The sequence below is a fragment of the Paenibacillus sp. 2KB_20 genome (assembly GCF_052115765.1).
In the GTDB taxonomy this organism is placed as follows: Bacteria; Bacillota; Bacilli; order Paenibacillales; family Paenibacillaceae; genus Paenibacillus_AQ.
In genome coordinates, this window is sequence record NZ_JBFRHH010000001.1 from 458,165 (window position 1) to 472,912 (window position 14,748).

The 14,748-nt window shown below is 46.1% G+C and carries 14 protein-coding genes; 9 read left to right on the forward strand and 5 right to left on the reverse strand.

Translation table 11 applies throughout. The features are described 5' to 3' along the window. The first annotated feature begins 134 nt into the window (after positions 1 to 134). From AB4124_RS02095 to AB4124_RS02120, 6 genes are all read left to right on the forward strand, one after another. Complete coding sequence (locus AB4124_RS02095) at positions 135 to 1,091, forward strand: ABC transporter permease (RefSeq protein ID WP_441970876.1); 957 nt, start codon at positions 135 to 137, stop codon at positions 1,089 to 1,091. Between the two features lie 12 nt (positions 1,092 to 1,103). After that, the gene (locus tag AB4124_RS02100) at positions 1,104 to 2,033 is read left to right on the forward strand and encodes a carbohydrate ABC transporter permease (RefSeq protein WP_441970878.1); all 930 of its coding nucleotides are present in this window, start codon (positions 1,104 to 1,106) and stop codon (positions 2,031 to 2,033) included. Positions 2,034 to 2,124: 91 nt separating this feature from the next. After that, positions 2,125 to 3,621, forward strand: a complete 1,497-nt coding sequence (locus AB4124_RS02105; protein ID WP_441970880.1) for an ABC transporter substrate-binding protein — start codon at positions 2,125 to 2,127, stop codon at positions 3,619 to 3,621. Positions 3,622 to 3,759: 138 nt separating this feature from the next. Further along, positions 3,760 to 5,523 carry a sensor histidine kinase gene (locus AB4124_RS02110; RefSeq protein ID WP_441970882.1) on the forward strand — a complete coding sequence of 588 codons (1,764 nt, stop codon included), beginning with the start codon at positions 3,760 to 3,762 and terminating at the stop codon, positions 5,521 to 5,523. Beyond that, positions 5,498 to 6,259 carry a response regulator transcription factor gene (locus tag AB4124_RS02115; RefSeq protein WP_441970884.1) on the forward strand — a complete coding sequence of 254 codons (762 nt, stop codon included), beginning with the start codon at positions 5,498 to 5,500 and terminating at the stop codon, positions 6,257 to 6,259. Before AB4124_RS02110 ends, AB4124_RS02115 begins: the two co-directional genes overlap by 26 nt. Before the next feature lie 30 nt (positions 6,260 to 6,289). Further along, on the forward strand, positions 6,290 to 7,816 hold the full coding sequence (locus tag AB4124_RS02120; RefSeq protein WP_441970886.1) for an ABC transporter substrate-binding protein: 1,527 nt from the start codon (positions 6,290 to 6,292) through the stop codon (positions 7,814 to 7,816). A 170-nt stretch (positions 7,817 to 7,986) separates the two neighbouring features. Here AB4124_RS02120 and AB4124_RS02125 read toward each other — a convergent pair whose 3' ends face one another. From AB4124_RS02125 to AB4124_RS02140, 4 genes are all read right to left on the reverse strand, one after another. Next, a complete protein-coding gene (locus tag AB4124_RS02125) occupies positions 7,987 to 8,418 on the reverse strand; it encodes a DnaJ family domain-containing protein (RefSeq protein WP_441970888.1) in 432 nt (143 codons plus the stop codon). 184 nt (positions 8,419 to 8,602) lie between these two features. Then, on the reverse strand, positions 8,603 to 9,229 hold the full coding sequence (locus AB4124_RS02130; RefSeq protein WP_441970890.1) for an ABC-2 transporter permease: 627 nt from the start codon (positions 9,227 to 9,229) through the stop codon (positions 8,603 to 8,605). Beyond that, positions 9,222 to 10,088 carry an ABC transporter ATP-binding protein gene (locus tag AB4124_RS02135; RefSeq protein WP_441970892.1) on the reverse strand — a complete coding sequence of 289 codons (867 nt, stop codon included), beginning with the start codon at positions 10,086 to 10,088 and terminating at the stop codon, positions 9,222 to 9,224. Before AB4124_RS02135 ends, AB4124_RS02130 begins: the two co-directional genes overlap by 8 nt. Beyond that, positions 10,085 to 10,468, reverse strand: a complete 384-nt coding sequence (locus tag AB4124_RS02140; protein WP_076324490.1) for a GntR family transcriptional regulator — start codon at positions 10,466 to 10,468, stop codon at positions 10,085 to 10,087. The genes AB4124_RS02135 and AB4124_RS02140 overlap by 4 nt, the downstream gene beginning before the upstream one ends. A gap of 352 nt (positions 10,469 to 10,820) precedes the next feature. Here AB4124_RS02140 and AB4124_RS02145 point away from each other — a divergent pair, with 352 nt between their 5' ends. Beyond that, the gene (locus AB4124_RS02145) at positions 10,821 to 11,285 is read left to right on the forward strand and encodes a MarR family winged helix-turn-helix transcriptional regulator (RefSeq protein ID WP_441970894.1); all 465 of its coding nucleotides are present in this window, start codon (positions 10,821 to 10,823) and stop codon (positions 11,283 to 11,285) included. Between the two features lie 59 nt (positions 11,286 to 11,344). Beyond that, complete coding sequence (locus AB4124_RS02150; protein WP_441970896.1) at positions 11,345 to 12,169, forward strand: NmrA family NAD(P)-binding protein; 825 nt, start codon at positions 11,345 to 11,347, stop codon at positions 12,167 to 12,169. Between the two features lie 83 nt (positions 12,170 to 12,252). Here the strand turns inward: AB4124_RS02150 and AB4124_RS02155 are convergent, their stop codons facing one another. Next, positions 12,253 to 12,765: a spore germination protein gene (locus tag AB4124_RS02155; protein WP_430106036.1), complete on the reverse strand. Its 513-nt coding sequence runs from the start codon at positions 12,763 to 12,765 to the stop codon at positions 12,253 to 12,255. A gap of 291 nt (positions 12,766 to 13,056) precedes the next feature. Here AB4124_RS02155 and AB4124_RS02160 point away from each other — a divergent pair, with 291 nt between their 5' ends. After that, positions 13,057 to 14,667, forward strand: coding sequence for a GMC family oxidoreductase (locus AB4124_RS02160; protein ID WP_441970899.1), 1,611 nt, complete (start codon positions 13,057 to 13,059; stop codon positions 14,665 to 14,667). Positions 14,668 to 14,748: the final 81 nt, after the last annotated feature.

The following is a 14,748-nucleotide window of genomic DNA, read 5'->3' on the forward strand; positions in this document are numbered from 1 at the left end:
TCAATTCTATCGAATCTAACGTTTGTTGACTATAGTATCAAGTTTGTTATCTGGAAGCATCGAATCCTCCTCTTATACAATGAAACTAACAAGTGCACCGACAAGCGAGATTACACCGTAAGGAGTGAGGAAACATGAGCTCGAAAGCCGAATCAAAAGATAAACGAAAGCGCTTACGAACACGCTGGCACAAGCAGGATACAGAACTTACCCTCTTGGCGCTGCCGACCACGATTTGGTACCTCCTGTTTAGTTTCTTACCGATGTTCGGGATCATTATCGCCTTCAAAAATTTCAAGATTAGCGGCGGCTTCTTGAGCAATGTGTTTAACAGTCCATGGGTCGGCCTCAAAAACTTCGAATTTTTATTCAAATCGAATGACGCTTGGATCATTATTCGCAACACCATTGGCTACAACATTGTGTTTATCGTGCTAGGAATCGTTCTGCCCGTTCTATTCGCGATTATGATCGGACTCCTCCACAGCCGCAAAGCGAGCAAGGTCTATCAGACAATGATGTTCCTCCCCTATTTCCTATCCTGGGTAGTCGTATCTGCGGTAGGCTGGGCATTCTTAAGCTTCGATAAAGGGATTGTCAATCAAATGCTCGTCAATATGGGCAGCGATCCGATTAACTGGTATATGGAGCCGAAATATTGGCCATTGTTCTTGATTCTCTTAAATGTCTGGAAGGGCCTGGGATATGGTATGGTCATTTATCTGGCAACCATCACGAGCATTGACAGCACCTATTATGAAGCAGCTGTTATTGATGGCGCATCGATTTGGCAGCAGACGAGATTTATTACACTGCCCATGCTCAAGCTGGTGATCGTCATGATGTTTATACTGGCCGTCGGGCGGATATTTTACACTGATTTCGGCTTGTTCTATCAGGTCACGCGAGATTCCAATTCGCTGTTCAACGTGGCAACCACCATCGATGTCATGGTGTATAAGCAGCTGAAAACCGCCACCGTAGGGATGGCATCCGCAGCCGCATTCGTACAGTCTGTTCTGGGATGCGCAACGATTCTAATTGCTAACTGGATTGTTCGCAGAATCGATCCGGACAGCGCGATGATGTAAGGAGGCAAGACGATGACACCGAAAACCGCTTACGAGACAGGCCTTGAGAAGTTTAACCGCACAAACAAAGCCGTCAATCTGTTCTTCAACTTGATATTTATCATCTTGGCTCTGCTCTGCGTCATACCCGTAGTTGTTGTTCTGTCCATTTCCTTCTCCAGTGAGGAGTCCATCCGTGAGACCGGCTATCACCTGCTCCCGGTCGCTCTGTCGGCTGAGGCATACGTCTATATCGTTAAGCAGGGAACGATGATTCTGCGAGCGCTCGGGGTATCCGCCCTCGTTACCGTCGCCGGTACCGTGCTCGGCGTATTGCTTACCGCCTCCATGGGTTATGTGCTGTCTCGCCCAAACTACAAGCTCAGGGGCTTTCTGACCTGGGTGGTATTCATCCCCATGGTATTCAACGGCGGCTTGGTGTCCAGCTACTTCATTAATACCAATTTATTAGGACTTAAGGATAGCATCTGGGCACTTATTCTACCGCTGGCTGTTTCATCGTTCAACGTGATTATATGTAAAACCTTCTTCAAGAGCACGATTCCCGATGGGCTGATCGAATCTGCTGAAATCGATGGTGCCAGCCAGCTGCGAATCTTCTTCTCTATCATCCTGCCGATCTCGCTGCCGGTCATCGCAACCATCGGACTGTTTCTCTGCTTTGCTTACTGGAATGACTGGTTCCAATCGATGCTGTATATCGACAACCAGAACCTGTATTCCCTGCAAGCACTGCTCAACAGCTTAATGAGTAATGTAGACGCACTCGCGAAAAATGCAGCAAGTATGGGCGTCAGCTACGCCATGCTCGTTGCCACGATGCCGAAGGAATCAGCCCGTATGGCTGTCGCCATTCTCATCGTGCTGCCGGTAGCATTTGCCTACCCTTTCTTCCAGAAGTATTTTATTTCCGGATTGACGGTCGGCGCCGTGAAAGGCTAAAGACGAAATAAGCCAAGAAAAAACCTTGGTTTATGATAGATCACACTGTACAACTCTTAAGCGATTTAACTTCAATGAGGGGGAATTTGGAATGAAGAGAGCTTTTAAGTTCATCTCTACACTGTGCGTACTAGCACTCATGTTGACCGTTTTAGCAGCCTGCGGCGGCTCGAAGTCTCCAACTGCGACGGATGGATCTAAAGCGACAACAGACACACCGAAGGACAACACCGAAACAAGCAAGGATATTCCGACATTGACCTGGTGGACCATCGGGGGCCAAGTGCCGAACAATTTCAGCAAAGCGGTTGATGCCATGAATGCCTATACGGCCGAGAAGATTGGCGTGAAGGTTGACATCAAGGTAGCCAGCTGGGGAGAATGGGATACCAAAATGAACACCATCGTGAATACCGGCGAACCCTTCGACATCATGTTCACGAACAGCGGTAAATACAGCAAGCAAGTAGCTATGGGCGCATTTGCCGATATTACGGATCTGGTTCAGAGCGAAACGCCCGACTTGTACAAACTGATTCCCGAAAAAGTATGGGAAGGCACAAAAATCGGCGGCAAATATTATTCCGTTCCGACGTACAAAGATTCAGCGCTAACGCAGTACTGGGTATTCGATGATAAGTATGTGCAAAAGTACAGCATCGACATGAATAATATCAAAACGCTGCAGGATCTGGATAAACCTCTCCATGACATGAAGGCTGGCGAAGGCAAAAGCTTCTATCCGCTGCCAATGACGCAAGGCGAAGGCTTGAACGGTTTCTTTAACGAATATGACGATTTAACGCTAGGCTTCCCTCCTATCGGCGTGAAAGCGGACGATGCAGCACGCACGGTCGTCTCTGTTCTCGAGCAGCCGGATGTCATGGCTAATCTGAAGCTCCTGCACCAGTGGTATCAGGATGGTATCATCAACCCGGATGCTCCGACGAAAACGGAGAACGACAAAGGCAGACCGTTCTTTGCAGCCCAGGCATTCCCGGGAGCCGAGGTCAGCTGGCAAATCAATGACGCCGTTGAAAAGTATAATATGGTTCAGCATTATGGTCCTATCTATACCACCAGTACAATCCAAGGCTCGCTCAATGCGATTTCGGCAAATTCGAAATATCAGAAGGAAGCTTTGAAATATCTTGAATTAGTGAACACGGATCCCAAACTTCGCAATATGCTGGCATTCGGCGAGATAGGCGTAGACTACAACAATGTCGATGGCGAAAAGGTGATTGAGCGTACATCCGATACTTGGCCGCTGGCTGCCTACACACAAGGCACATTCTTTAATTTGGCGGTGACCAAAGGCGCTCCCGAAGATCAATGGGAACAGGTTAAAAAGCTGAACGATGCAGCGACCTCCTCTACGATCCTAGGCTTTGCGCTGGACATCACCGATCTTCAGACCGAAGTGGCGAATTGCCAAGCGGTATGGGATAAATACAAATATGAGCTGATCACGGGCGCATCCGATCCGGAGAAAATGGTGCCGAAGATTACGGCTGAATTAAAATCAGCCGGCATGGACACGATTATGCAAGCTGCCCAAGAGCAAATCAACAATTACTTCAAGTAAGATTACATTCAAGCGCATCCCTTAATGAGGCTCTCTTAAGGGGTGCTTTTTCCTTACGATCTATGAAGCTAGGCGTTAATCGTGTTAAATTGAGATATAGCAACTTGTTTCAACGACCTGCTGCAATCGAGGTGTCATATGGGCTCTTTTTTGCAAATCAAAATTTATCGTCACAAGTTTATTGCCTATGTCATCTTCGTCGTCGCCATCGGAATCACGCTTGGTACGCTGACCTGTGCCATGCTGCTGAATCAATGGGTTGGCAACTCCCGGATCGAGGCGGCTAATGCATTCTCGCGTGTAGAGAATGAGCTGCAGTATGATGCTGACCGCATTGAGGCTTACATGCAGCGTATTTACTCCAATACAGGTCTGATGGATGATGCTCGCAGCTTTTTAAGCAGCAGTGCTGAGGGATACTTAACCAGCAGGCTGCAGAACAGCCAATTCTCACAGCCGCTGGTTTCTTTTCCGGAGGATGTTAAGACCTATCTGTACAGCTGGGCGCAAGGTGAAATCACGCAGATAAGCACGCATACCGACAAGTATGGCAATGTCGTCCGTTTTAATGATAACGGAATTGCAAGCTTTACCTTCGGGCTTCCGAATACGGATGAAGCTTTTCGCGACACCCTGATGAAGGGATTCGTATATCGCAAGAAACTGTCGGATCCCACGTCAGGCCCCCAGGAATTCGGTGAGCTGCGCTTCTTGATCAGCAGTGAGCAAATCTTTAAATCCGTTCAAAGCTTCCGATTGGGTAATGCGGCTGCAGTCAGCCCTTCCGGTGAAATATATCTGATCGGTAGCGGACCGGACCGGGACCTAGAAGAACTATCCCGACTAGCAGCGGCGAATGGACGCAGTCACGGTATTATTTCTAGGGGTGTTTTGAAACATATCTTTTTTGTCTCCTTTCCATCCACCAAGTTTAATTTCAAATTCGTGAGCATCATCGATTTATCCATGCTCATCCGTCAGCATGCCGGGATGCTGATCACCATCTTTCTGATCGTATTGACGGCCATGATTAGTGTGCTTCTGCTCATTGCATACAATATGCGGGATGATGCCCTTTTCCTGCGCCGCATCATTCAATCGATTGGACGTGTGAAAATGGCCAATTTCACGCCTAACCGCCCTGCCCGTTACCGTCGGAATGAATACGGCATGATTGCCCGGGAATTGGACGATATGATTCAGCAGCTGGATAAGCATATCCGGAATGAATATCTGTTAAAGATCAAACAGCAGGAAACTGAAATGAAAGCGCTTCAACACCAAATCAACCCTCATTTTTTATACAACACGTTAGAGGTTATCCGCTCCACTGCTCTTGTCAATCAGGACAGGGACACCGCTGACGCCATTGCAACGCTGGGGACGCTCTATCGCGAAATCGTCAAAAAGGAAAATATCATTTCGATTGCAAGCGAGCTGGAATTGCTGCAGAAGTACTTGGAGATTATGGAGTTTAAGTATCCCGAGCGCTTTTATTATCAAGTCAATGTAGAGCCGGCACTGCTCCTCATCCCTACCGTAAAATTCTGGATGCAGCCTTTGGCTGAGAACTTTTTCATCCATGGCTTTAACGCGAATCATGAGTTTAATTTGTATGTCGTTAATGGCTTTGAAGCCGAAGACTGTTATGTACTGGAATTCGTGGACAACGGATGCGGTATTCCTCCGGAGCGTTTACGTACCGTTCGAAGCACAATGTCTAATCATGATGAACCCTCTTCCAATAGTATCGGGCTGCGCAACGTATATACGCGCCTTCACTTTTTCTACGGGGACGGCTTTTCGATCGAGATTGCGAATAATGAGGAATCTGGAGTCAACATTTCCGTGCGGATTTCAAAAGAGGTGATTGAACATGTACAAACTGATGATTGTGGATGACGAATCTCAGATTTTGGAGGGAATGAAGCGAATCCTGGATTGGAAACAATACGGTTTTGGTCGGATCGAAACCTGCGAATCCACGGAGGAGGCCATGTCCAAAGTAGTGGACCTGCTTCCGGATGTCGCCATATTCGATGTTTGCATTGGCAAGGAGCTTGGATATGAAGCGATCCGCAGATTGAACGAATTTCAAATTCCTACGAAATATATCATTATGAGCGGCTATAGTGAATTTACATATGCCCAGGAAGCCATTCGTTGTGGCGTCAAAGACTATCTGCTCAAGCCTATAGAACGCACCAAGCTGCAGCAAGTGATTGAGAAGATCATCGTTGAGGATCTGGGCGGTTCGATAGGTAACAGGAATGGCGAAAGCCTGAACACGGACCCGGTATTAGGTGTAAGCTATGACAGCTTATCCAAGCTGGTCAACCGTATTCTGCTGATGATCAGGACAGAGTATGCTCAGAATATAACCTTGAAGTCCGTAGCGGAGCGTTTTCAGATGAACAGCACCTACCTTGGACAATTGTTTCTTAAAGAAACCGCGATGAAGTTTTCCGAATATCTCATGGCTTACCGAATGCTTCTTGCACAAGAACGAATACAATCGACAGATGAGAAGATTTCCTACATCGCATTTTCCGTTGGCTACAACAATCTCAACTACTTCTATACGCACTTTCACAGCTTTTTCGAAAAATCTCCTTCTGAACTGCGGGGAAAAGGGTAACAACAAACGCGGCGAAAAAGGAGGATACCGATGATGTTTAAGCACCCAAGAAGGCCCAAACGCATCTTCATGATCATCAGTCTCATATTGCTGCTCACATCCTATACAACCGGCTGCTTCCGGCAGCCTGGATACAACAACGAAACATATGATGGGGACACGGTAAACCTGATCTATTATACGATCGGAGAGCCTGACAAGGATCTGCAGCTCGTCAATGATAAAATCAATGAAATCATGGCTCGTAAAATCGGTGTGACGATCACCTATGTCAAGGTAAGCTGGCAGGAGTATGAAGATCGGCTGAACACGCTGATATCCACCGGAAGTCCATTTGACATTGCTTTTGCGCCAAATTATGCAACCACCGCTATGCGCGGCGCCTGGCTGAAGCTGGATGACTACCTTGGCGGCCTGGGCAAGGAAATGTACGACGCCATTGATCCAACCTTTTGGCAGGGAGTACGCATGAACGATGGCAGCATTTACGGTGTGCCGACCAATAAAGAGTTAGCCGTGCTTGATCAGTGGATGTATCCTGCTTCCATCGTGAGTAAATATAATATCGATATTACCAAATACAATACGCTGGAATCGCTTGAACCGCTGCTTCGGATGATTCATCGGGAGGAGCCGGCATACATCCCCATGGAATTGGATCGGGATTCCCACAATTTCTTCGCTCTCCATGGATACGAATATATTATGAATCATAAATTGCCCTTGATGATCAAATCACTGGACTCGAGCGCTCAGGTGGTGAATATCTTCGAAACCACGGAAGCGCGGCAGGTGCTAGATACGTTGCGGCGTTATTACAAGGAAGGCTTCATTAATGAGGATGCCGCCCTGCGAGAGCCGGGAGGACTTAAACGAGGGGCCAAAGTGTTCTGGAAGTCCTCAGGCGGCGGTCCGCTCTCGGAGACGACCTGGAGTAAGGATCGCGGCTACAAGATTGTAGCGAATCCCGTAACCCCAAGCACCGTCACAACGGAATCCGTCCGGGGCGGCATCATGACCGTGAACGCCAATACGAAGCATCCGGTGGAATGTATTAAATTCCTGAATTTGCTCAATACGGACCCGGAAATACGAAACTTATTTAACTATGGGATTGAAGGCGTGCACTATACACTGGATAAACAAGGGCAAGTCGTTCTAACTACGGACAAGGACAGCGATGGCAACCCGATTCCGGATGCGCCTGCAAGCCGCTATTCAGGAGTACAGTACACGCAGGGGAATTGGTTTATCCTGAAAACCATGGGCGGCGATAACCCGGACCCCCTCGACAAATGGGATCAATTTCGCAAATACAACGCAGGCGTCGTCAAGTCCAACGTGCTCGGCTTTACACCCGATCTATCCCAGCTGACCGCCCAAACCGATAACATCGAGATGGTCTGGCATAAATATTATCCGAGCCTCATGACAGGCTCCGTCGATGTGGATACAATCCTCCCCAAGTTTAATGAGGAGCTGAAGCAAGCCGGCATGGACGACGTACGACATGAAGTGCAGAAGCAGCTGGATGCTTGGCGGGGTGAGATGAAGTGAGTATTGACAGCTTTTGCTTCCCGCGATCGGGTCGACCTTGGCCTCCACATTGAGACATGATCCTATTCAAAAGAGACCCTGAAGCGGATAGCTTCAAGGTCTTTTTCGCCGTTTGTTATCTTGGTCCCCTGAAGGGGAACTGGGAAAAAGCACATTTTTGAGGTAATTAGCTACTCCCATTTATCGTAGGCTGCGTGCAAGTTAACTTCGGATAGGAGTCCTTTTTGCAGCTGTGGATTCGGAACCATTCGGTTGTACTTTATAATCTTTTGATTGATGGCCTCGAACGCTGTCTCCGGAATCGCATTGGGCTCCGGGCGCTCCAAGAGCCGCTTGATGTCGGCGGCGATTTCTTTTCTCAGCTCCACCCATGCTGGCTGGTAATTCGCGTTTTTCATGATCCCGGTTAGAACATCCCCGTCTTCGATCTTAATCGGCTTTCCCTTTAACGGTGAATCGTCAAAGCCGCCTTCTCTGGCAAATTTGTCGACGGCCGATTCCAGAAGCCCGCTGCTGGTCGACATGTAGCGTCGTTCCTTTTCTTCACTTTGATCTTCTTCGGGAGCAAGAGCTGATTCTTTTGGGTCATCGTTCAAATCCATTCAGTCACCTCCGTCTTACATATCAGGGAAATAGATTCTGTCCTTCGATGAAATGTTAACAAAATATTGAATTACCCAAAATATAACATACTGCGTCTGAAGTTAACAATTCCCTTGAGCGTGTATGATTACATCATTTGGGCTCGCCAGTAACGGCAAAAATCATTATGCATCCGCGGGGACTCTATAAGTCTTTTCTAGTAAAGAGGCTTATCGTTAAGAGATAGGAAGCGATGAATACAACTACGATACCGATTAGGATAAGAAGTAATGTTTGATCGTTAATGAGACCTTTCTCACTCACCATATTCATTAGCACCGCTGCAGGTTGTGCCAGGATAATTAGGGAGACCATGAATACTGCATTGATAATTCCGGCTCCTTTTTTACTAAGTGCGTAAAAAAGAGGCATATAGATAGAAATGAGAACAAGCAGCATTCCTACTGAAACCAATATGGGCAATAGCGTATAGTCTGGCTTTTCAAGCTGTGGGAATGAAAGCTTAATGAGTCGGTGAATCCCGTAAGAAGCAATGACTCCAAACAATGTATAGATGATGGCTGTTATGTATTTGGCTTGCACAATATGTTTGCGACTAATCGGCAGCGTGACCAGAAATTTATGATTATGGTTTTTGATATCGATCATCGTAGCTAGAATGATGGAGCCGAAAGCCGTATAGATTCCTACAAAATAAATGGACATTTCACTTTTGGGTATAAAAGCGAAACTGAATACAGCGAGATAAAGAAGAATCGTCCAAAGTGAGCTTTTTAAAGCGATAAAGTCTTTACGAAGCAAATTAAGCATGAACTCGTCCTCCCTTGGCCGTGAAATACATGATGTCTTCTAAGGATGGTTTTTCTAAAATAGCATTATTGCCGAACAGCTTCGCGGCCTTGCGTCTATTATCTACTAAGCCCTCAAAACCAAGCGCCGTCTCACGAATCCCGATAAATTCCTTTCGAATATCCGAATCAATCAGTTGTAAGTCGCCCTTCACGATTGCGTATCTCTCAAGCACATCATCTTTTGCTTCATTGAATACGAGTTTTCCGTCATTGACGAAAGTAATATAGTCAGCAATGCGATCCAAATCCGCTGTAATATGTGTCGAGAAGATAATCGTATTTTTTTCGTCCTGCATCATATCCGCAAGTAGATCGAGCATTTCCCTTCTGAACACAGGATCGAGTCCGGAAGTCGGCTCATCCATGACCAGGAGCTCAGCCTCATGGGATAAGGCAATGGCAAGGGAGAGTTTGATCTTCATTCCCTTAGATAAATCTTCAACCTTCTTCTTAGGAGACAATTCGAATTGTTCGAGGTGGCGGTTAAACTTCTTTTCATTCCAATGGCTGTAAAAAGGTGCGATCATTCTCTTCGTATCACGAATCGTAAGATGCTCATAATAGAAGCAATCATCCGAGACGATGCCGATGCGCTCTTTAATTTCGACTTCATGTTTAGGCATATCAAGGCCGAGTATTTTTACACTGCCGGAATCGGGACGGATCATGCCAAGCATCATCTTGATTAAGGTGCTTTTACCAACACCATTCGGACCAATGAGTCCGGTAATGTAGCCTTGTTTCACATCCAGTGAAACATGATCGACTTTAAAAAGAGGGTATGTTTTTGTTAAATTTCGTAATTCGATTACATTCATGGCGTTTGTTCCTCCTCGAACAGTAAAGTCAGATGATCGATTACATCTTGTTGGCTCATGTTTAATTCCTTGCTTTCTCGAATGATATTCATCATTTTCTCTTCTAATCGCTTCATGCGCTGCTCCCTGATGAAATCTTTATTCGCCCCTGATACGAAACACCCCTTACCTACGACCGAATCGATTAGTTTTTCGTTCTCCAATTCTTCATAGGCACGCTTAGTCGTAATAACACTAACCTGCAAATCCTTAGCAAGCTGCCTTATAGAAGGGAGACTGTCACCTGCGCTCAATTCTCCGCTCAGAATACTCTGTCTAATCTGGTCCATAATCTGTATGTAAATCGGATCGCTCGATGCGTTGGATAATATGATTTTTATGCCGTTCACCTCACTGCTGTTAATTAAGTGTATAGTGTATATATATAATATATACACTATTCTCTCTTGTGTCAATTCATCCATCTGGGCAGTCATTCTGTCTACTTCGATTAAAAATAAAAAAGCCGCGGGTTACGCGACTTTGTATGGGTGTATGTTCTTGTCTCCGACTGGCATATTCAATTTCATTCGTTACTGGAGAGCCGATGTATCCCGAATCAGATAGGCTGCTGCTTCAGTTGAAAATTTCCCCTTTTTCTTTTAAGAGCTGGAACGAACGGATTAGGGAATTTCGTCGATTGACAATTGCCCCAGTTAGAATTACATTGAATATAGTTAAGCACTTAACTATATGAAAGGCGTGATCACTTTGAATGACCTGCAACAATACGTGCTGGATTTGCCGCTACCTACCCTTGCTTTCTTCACACTGGTGGAAACAACGGCAATGCTGGTCGACGTATCCGAAAGCTATTGGAAATCGCAAGGGCTGAACGGAGCCAGAATACGGATTTTAGTTGAGCTTATGAAAGAGGGAGGAACGATGCTTCCTTCCAAGCTGGCACAAAAAATCGGTGTAACCAAACCCAATATCAGTCTGCTGCTTACCCCCTTGGAAAATGAAGGCTTGATTCGTCGGGATAACCATCCCCAGGACGGTCGAAAGTCGGTCATCACTATTACAAGTGAAGGTCAGCGTCTATTGATCCACAACCTGCCCGCGAACAGGCAGCGGATATCCGACAAAATGAACGTGCTGACTGAACCTGAATTAAAGCAGCTGCTGGACCTTCTCCAAAAATTAAAGGAAGCGTAACGATGTTTTTACGCCGATTTAGTTAAGCACTTAATCCAATATGGAAAGGATGACATTCGATGTCTACCGTAATTACAGGAGCCAATGGCCGGCTCGGCCGTTTCATTATCAAAGGGCTTCTTCACCGTGTTCAGCCCGATCAAATCGTTGCTTGCGTTCGCCATATGGAGTCCGGAAAATTATTGGAGGAGCTGGGAATTGCTGTCCGTTTCTGCGATTACGACGAACCTGCCTCCTTGAAGGAGGCATTCGCCGGCGCCTCGCGGCTGTTGTTCATTTCTAGCCCCCACCCCGATGATACCGTTCGTTTGCGGCAGCATGCCCATGTGGTTGAAGCTGCAAAAAAAGCGAACGTTGGCCATTTTTTATACACCGGTTTCGCCTTTCCTGAACATAGCGACATTTCAATGACCCATTTGCATTTGGCTACCGAGCATGCTATTCGCACAACCGGAATTCCTTATACTTTTCTTCGCAGTGGTTTGTACATGGACTTTATTGAAGCGCTGGATTTGAATACAGTCATGTCAACAGGGATTCTTCGCATCCCTCCAGGATCGTGGAAATTCAACGCTGTTACGCGCTGCGATCTGGCGGCCGCCATAGCGGGGGTAATATCCAATGGGGACCATTGGAATAAGACTTATGAGCTTGTTGCGCCAGCCGCTTGGAGTTTCAACGATTTGGTCTCCACTCTTTCAGAGCTAACGGGCAAACCGATATCCCTATGTCCCACCTACGAGGTGCAACATTGGATATTTAGCTTTTTAAGAAAAATCGATACGGCTTCAACTTCTGGCGACCTGGAGAATTTATTGGGCCGTCCGGTAACAACGCTGAAAGAAAGCCTCAAATCTTATATCGGGACGTCAGGTCAGATCTGACTGATGATAACATCGAGACGAAAGTTGCTGGTAGCATCGCCGACCTACCAGGATTAGCTGAAATACATTAAAACGGCACACCGTTAGCGCCTTAGCTTTAACTCTTTATCCGGGATATAACGACGGATCATGGCAATATTTTGAGAGCCGATTTCAATGAATCCTTGATGTGCACCTTTAAGTGAGGGTTCCTGCTGCGGATCTTCAATCGCACGCTTCGGCAATCCTTTTGTATCCAACACATAAGCGGTACTGCGTCCTTCGATAAACAGCACACTGTTACCGAGCATAATATTCAGCTTGAGCTCATCCCACTTGGATTCTGGTTTTACATACCCTACATTTGTAATGAAGTCTTCGGAAGGGTTCCCCGACTCAAGCTGAAGCGGAGCGAGAACATCATGATTGAGGCATGTCTTATCGGTTAATTCGTCCATGTATACGAGAGCCGCTTCTTCTCCGGTTTGTTTAATATGTAGCTTACGTATGATCAAGTCGGGAGTATCCGTGAAAGCTTCTTCAATTCTGCCTAAAGATTCTTTTAGATGTGTGGTAATGTGTTCCTTTTGCTCGTAATTGGCAGATCGCTCCTTCACTATCCTTTGCTCCCTTCATTCCCGCATGTTTTTCCTTATTATGACGATTATGGACGTTGATATGCATATCCTTACAAACTGGGGAACGGATGTGGATGGAATGGTGCCAACGGTGCAACAAGGATTTGGTGGTACTTTTGATCAACTCGCCAAGTACCTTGAAAGCCAGAAATAATTACACTGATAAAAGGACTAACTAACAAAACAACGGCGACTAAGATACAGTATTAGTCACATTTGTCAGAACAAATTAATATTCTGAATTAGTTCATTTCCAGAAGGAGTGCGTTAATGAAGAAAAAATTAACCTATGATTACATTGTGGTAGGCACAGGCCCGGCAGGAGCTGCTATCGCAAAGTCACTCACTGATGATATGCGAACTTCCGTGCTTGTATTAGAATCCGGTGAAAATCATGACAAAGACAAACCGATCAAGGATTCAACCTTTGCGCTTGAGCTTGAAGAAGGTTTCTTTCCAAATTACTTTTGGCAGGGAGAAGGCAGTCCCCAAGAAGCACTTGATGGACGCGCATTCGAATGGACGACGGGGCGGCTCTCGGGCGGTGGCTCTTCAATAAACGGAGAGCAATATGTACGACCGACAGCTGCCGTGCTCCAAAAGTGGGAACGACTGCTCGGACCTCTATGGTCACCTGATAAAGCCACACGACGATTCAAAGCTTTGGAGAATTATAACGGTGATACTACAAATTTCGAAGCTCGGGGGTATCGAGGAAGAATCAACATTAGGCAAGCTCCTGAAACTCCAACACCGATGGCACACAAGCTGACATCTGCGATCGAACGGGCATCAGGTTTTCCCATCATTCTTGACTATAATGATCCGGATACTCCTCTGGGACCGTTCACCCGTTGGCAATTATATCAACAACCTGATGGTCGTAGGGAGAGCTCTTCCACTGCCTTCCTGTCATCGGATATTATGACGCCAGCAGGTCGTGGTGTTAGTAACCGAAAATTAACTGTAATGTTTCGGACAACGGCTCTACGTATTCTCTTCTCCGGTAAACGTGCCGTTGGCGTTGAGTATTTGAAGGATGGCAAATGCATCCGTGCGTATTCGCGTAAAAAAGTTATTATATCTGCAGGGATAAATAGCCCTCAGTTGTTAATGTTGTCTGGAATTGGACCCGCTAAAAAATTGAAAAAGGCTGGAATCCCTGTCATCTTCGATAACCCAAACGTTGGACAAAGGTTAAAAAACCATACGCTAAATTCCGCTGTATTTACTACCAATTCAGAAGATCGTCCCCTCCCTTCCCTAGATCCAAATGCACTTTATACGGGAGGAGCTTTCTTGCCAGATCCATCTGGTATCGACCCGGATGAACGGGCGGTTCAACTCATTGGCATGGGATCTGAAGAAGAATTGACGATAGCGATTTTGTACTTGCGGCCAAAGAGCAACGGGGATATCCGCTTACAAAGCAAAGATCCGCTAAATATTGTATTGGCAGACGAAGGATTTCTCTCGAATCCAGACGACATGGAAGCTGTAAAAAGAATTTATCGAACGTATATCAAAGACATTGCCCTAGAGTTGGAAAAGATCGATTCTTCGTATCAGCTCCTATCCCCAACATTCGATGTGATTGACGATGATGACAGGCTTGAAGAATTTATTAAGGAAAATTTCGATCACAATCACCATCAGCAAGGCTTTCTGCGTATGGCTCCTTTATCGAAAGGTGGAGTCGTTGACCGTAGAGGAAATGTGCATGGAGTTCAAGATTTGGTCGTTGCAGATGCGTCCATAGTTCCATTTACAGTCGATGGAAACACCTCTTCTGCTGCATATCTTATCGGCTATACCATAGCCAAGCAATTAGGTAAACGCAAAAAAAATCAACGTGGTTATAAGGAAGTGGGGGATGAATAAAAGCAAGCTCTTTCGCAACCAACTTCACCCATGAGTGCCTCTCCTTTTCAACGTTATGATTCATAATTATTCGAAATTTTA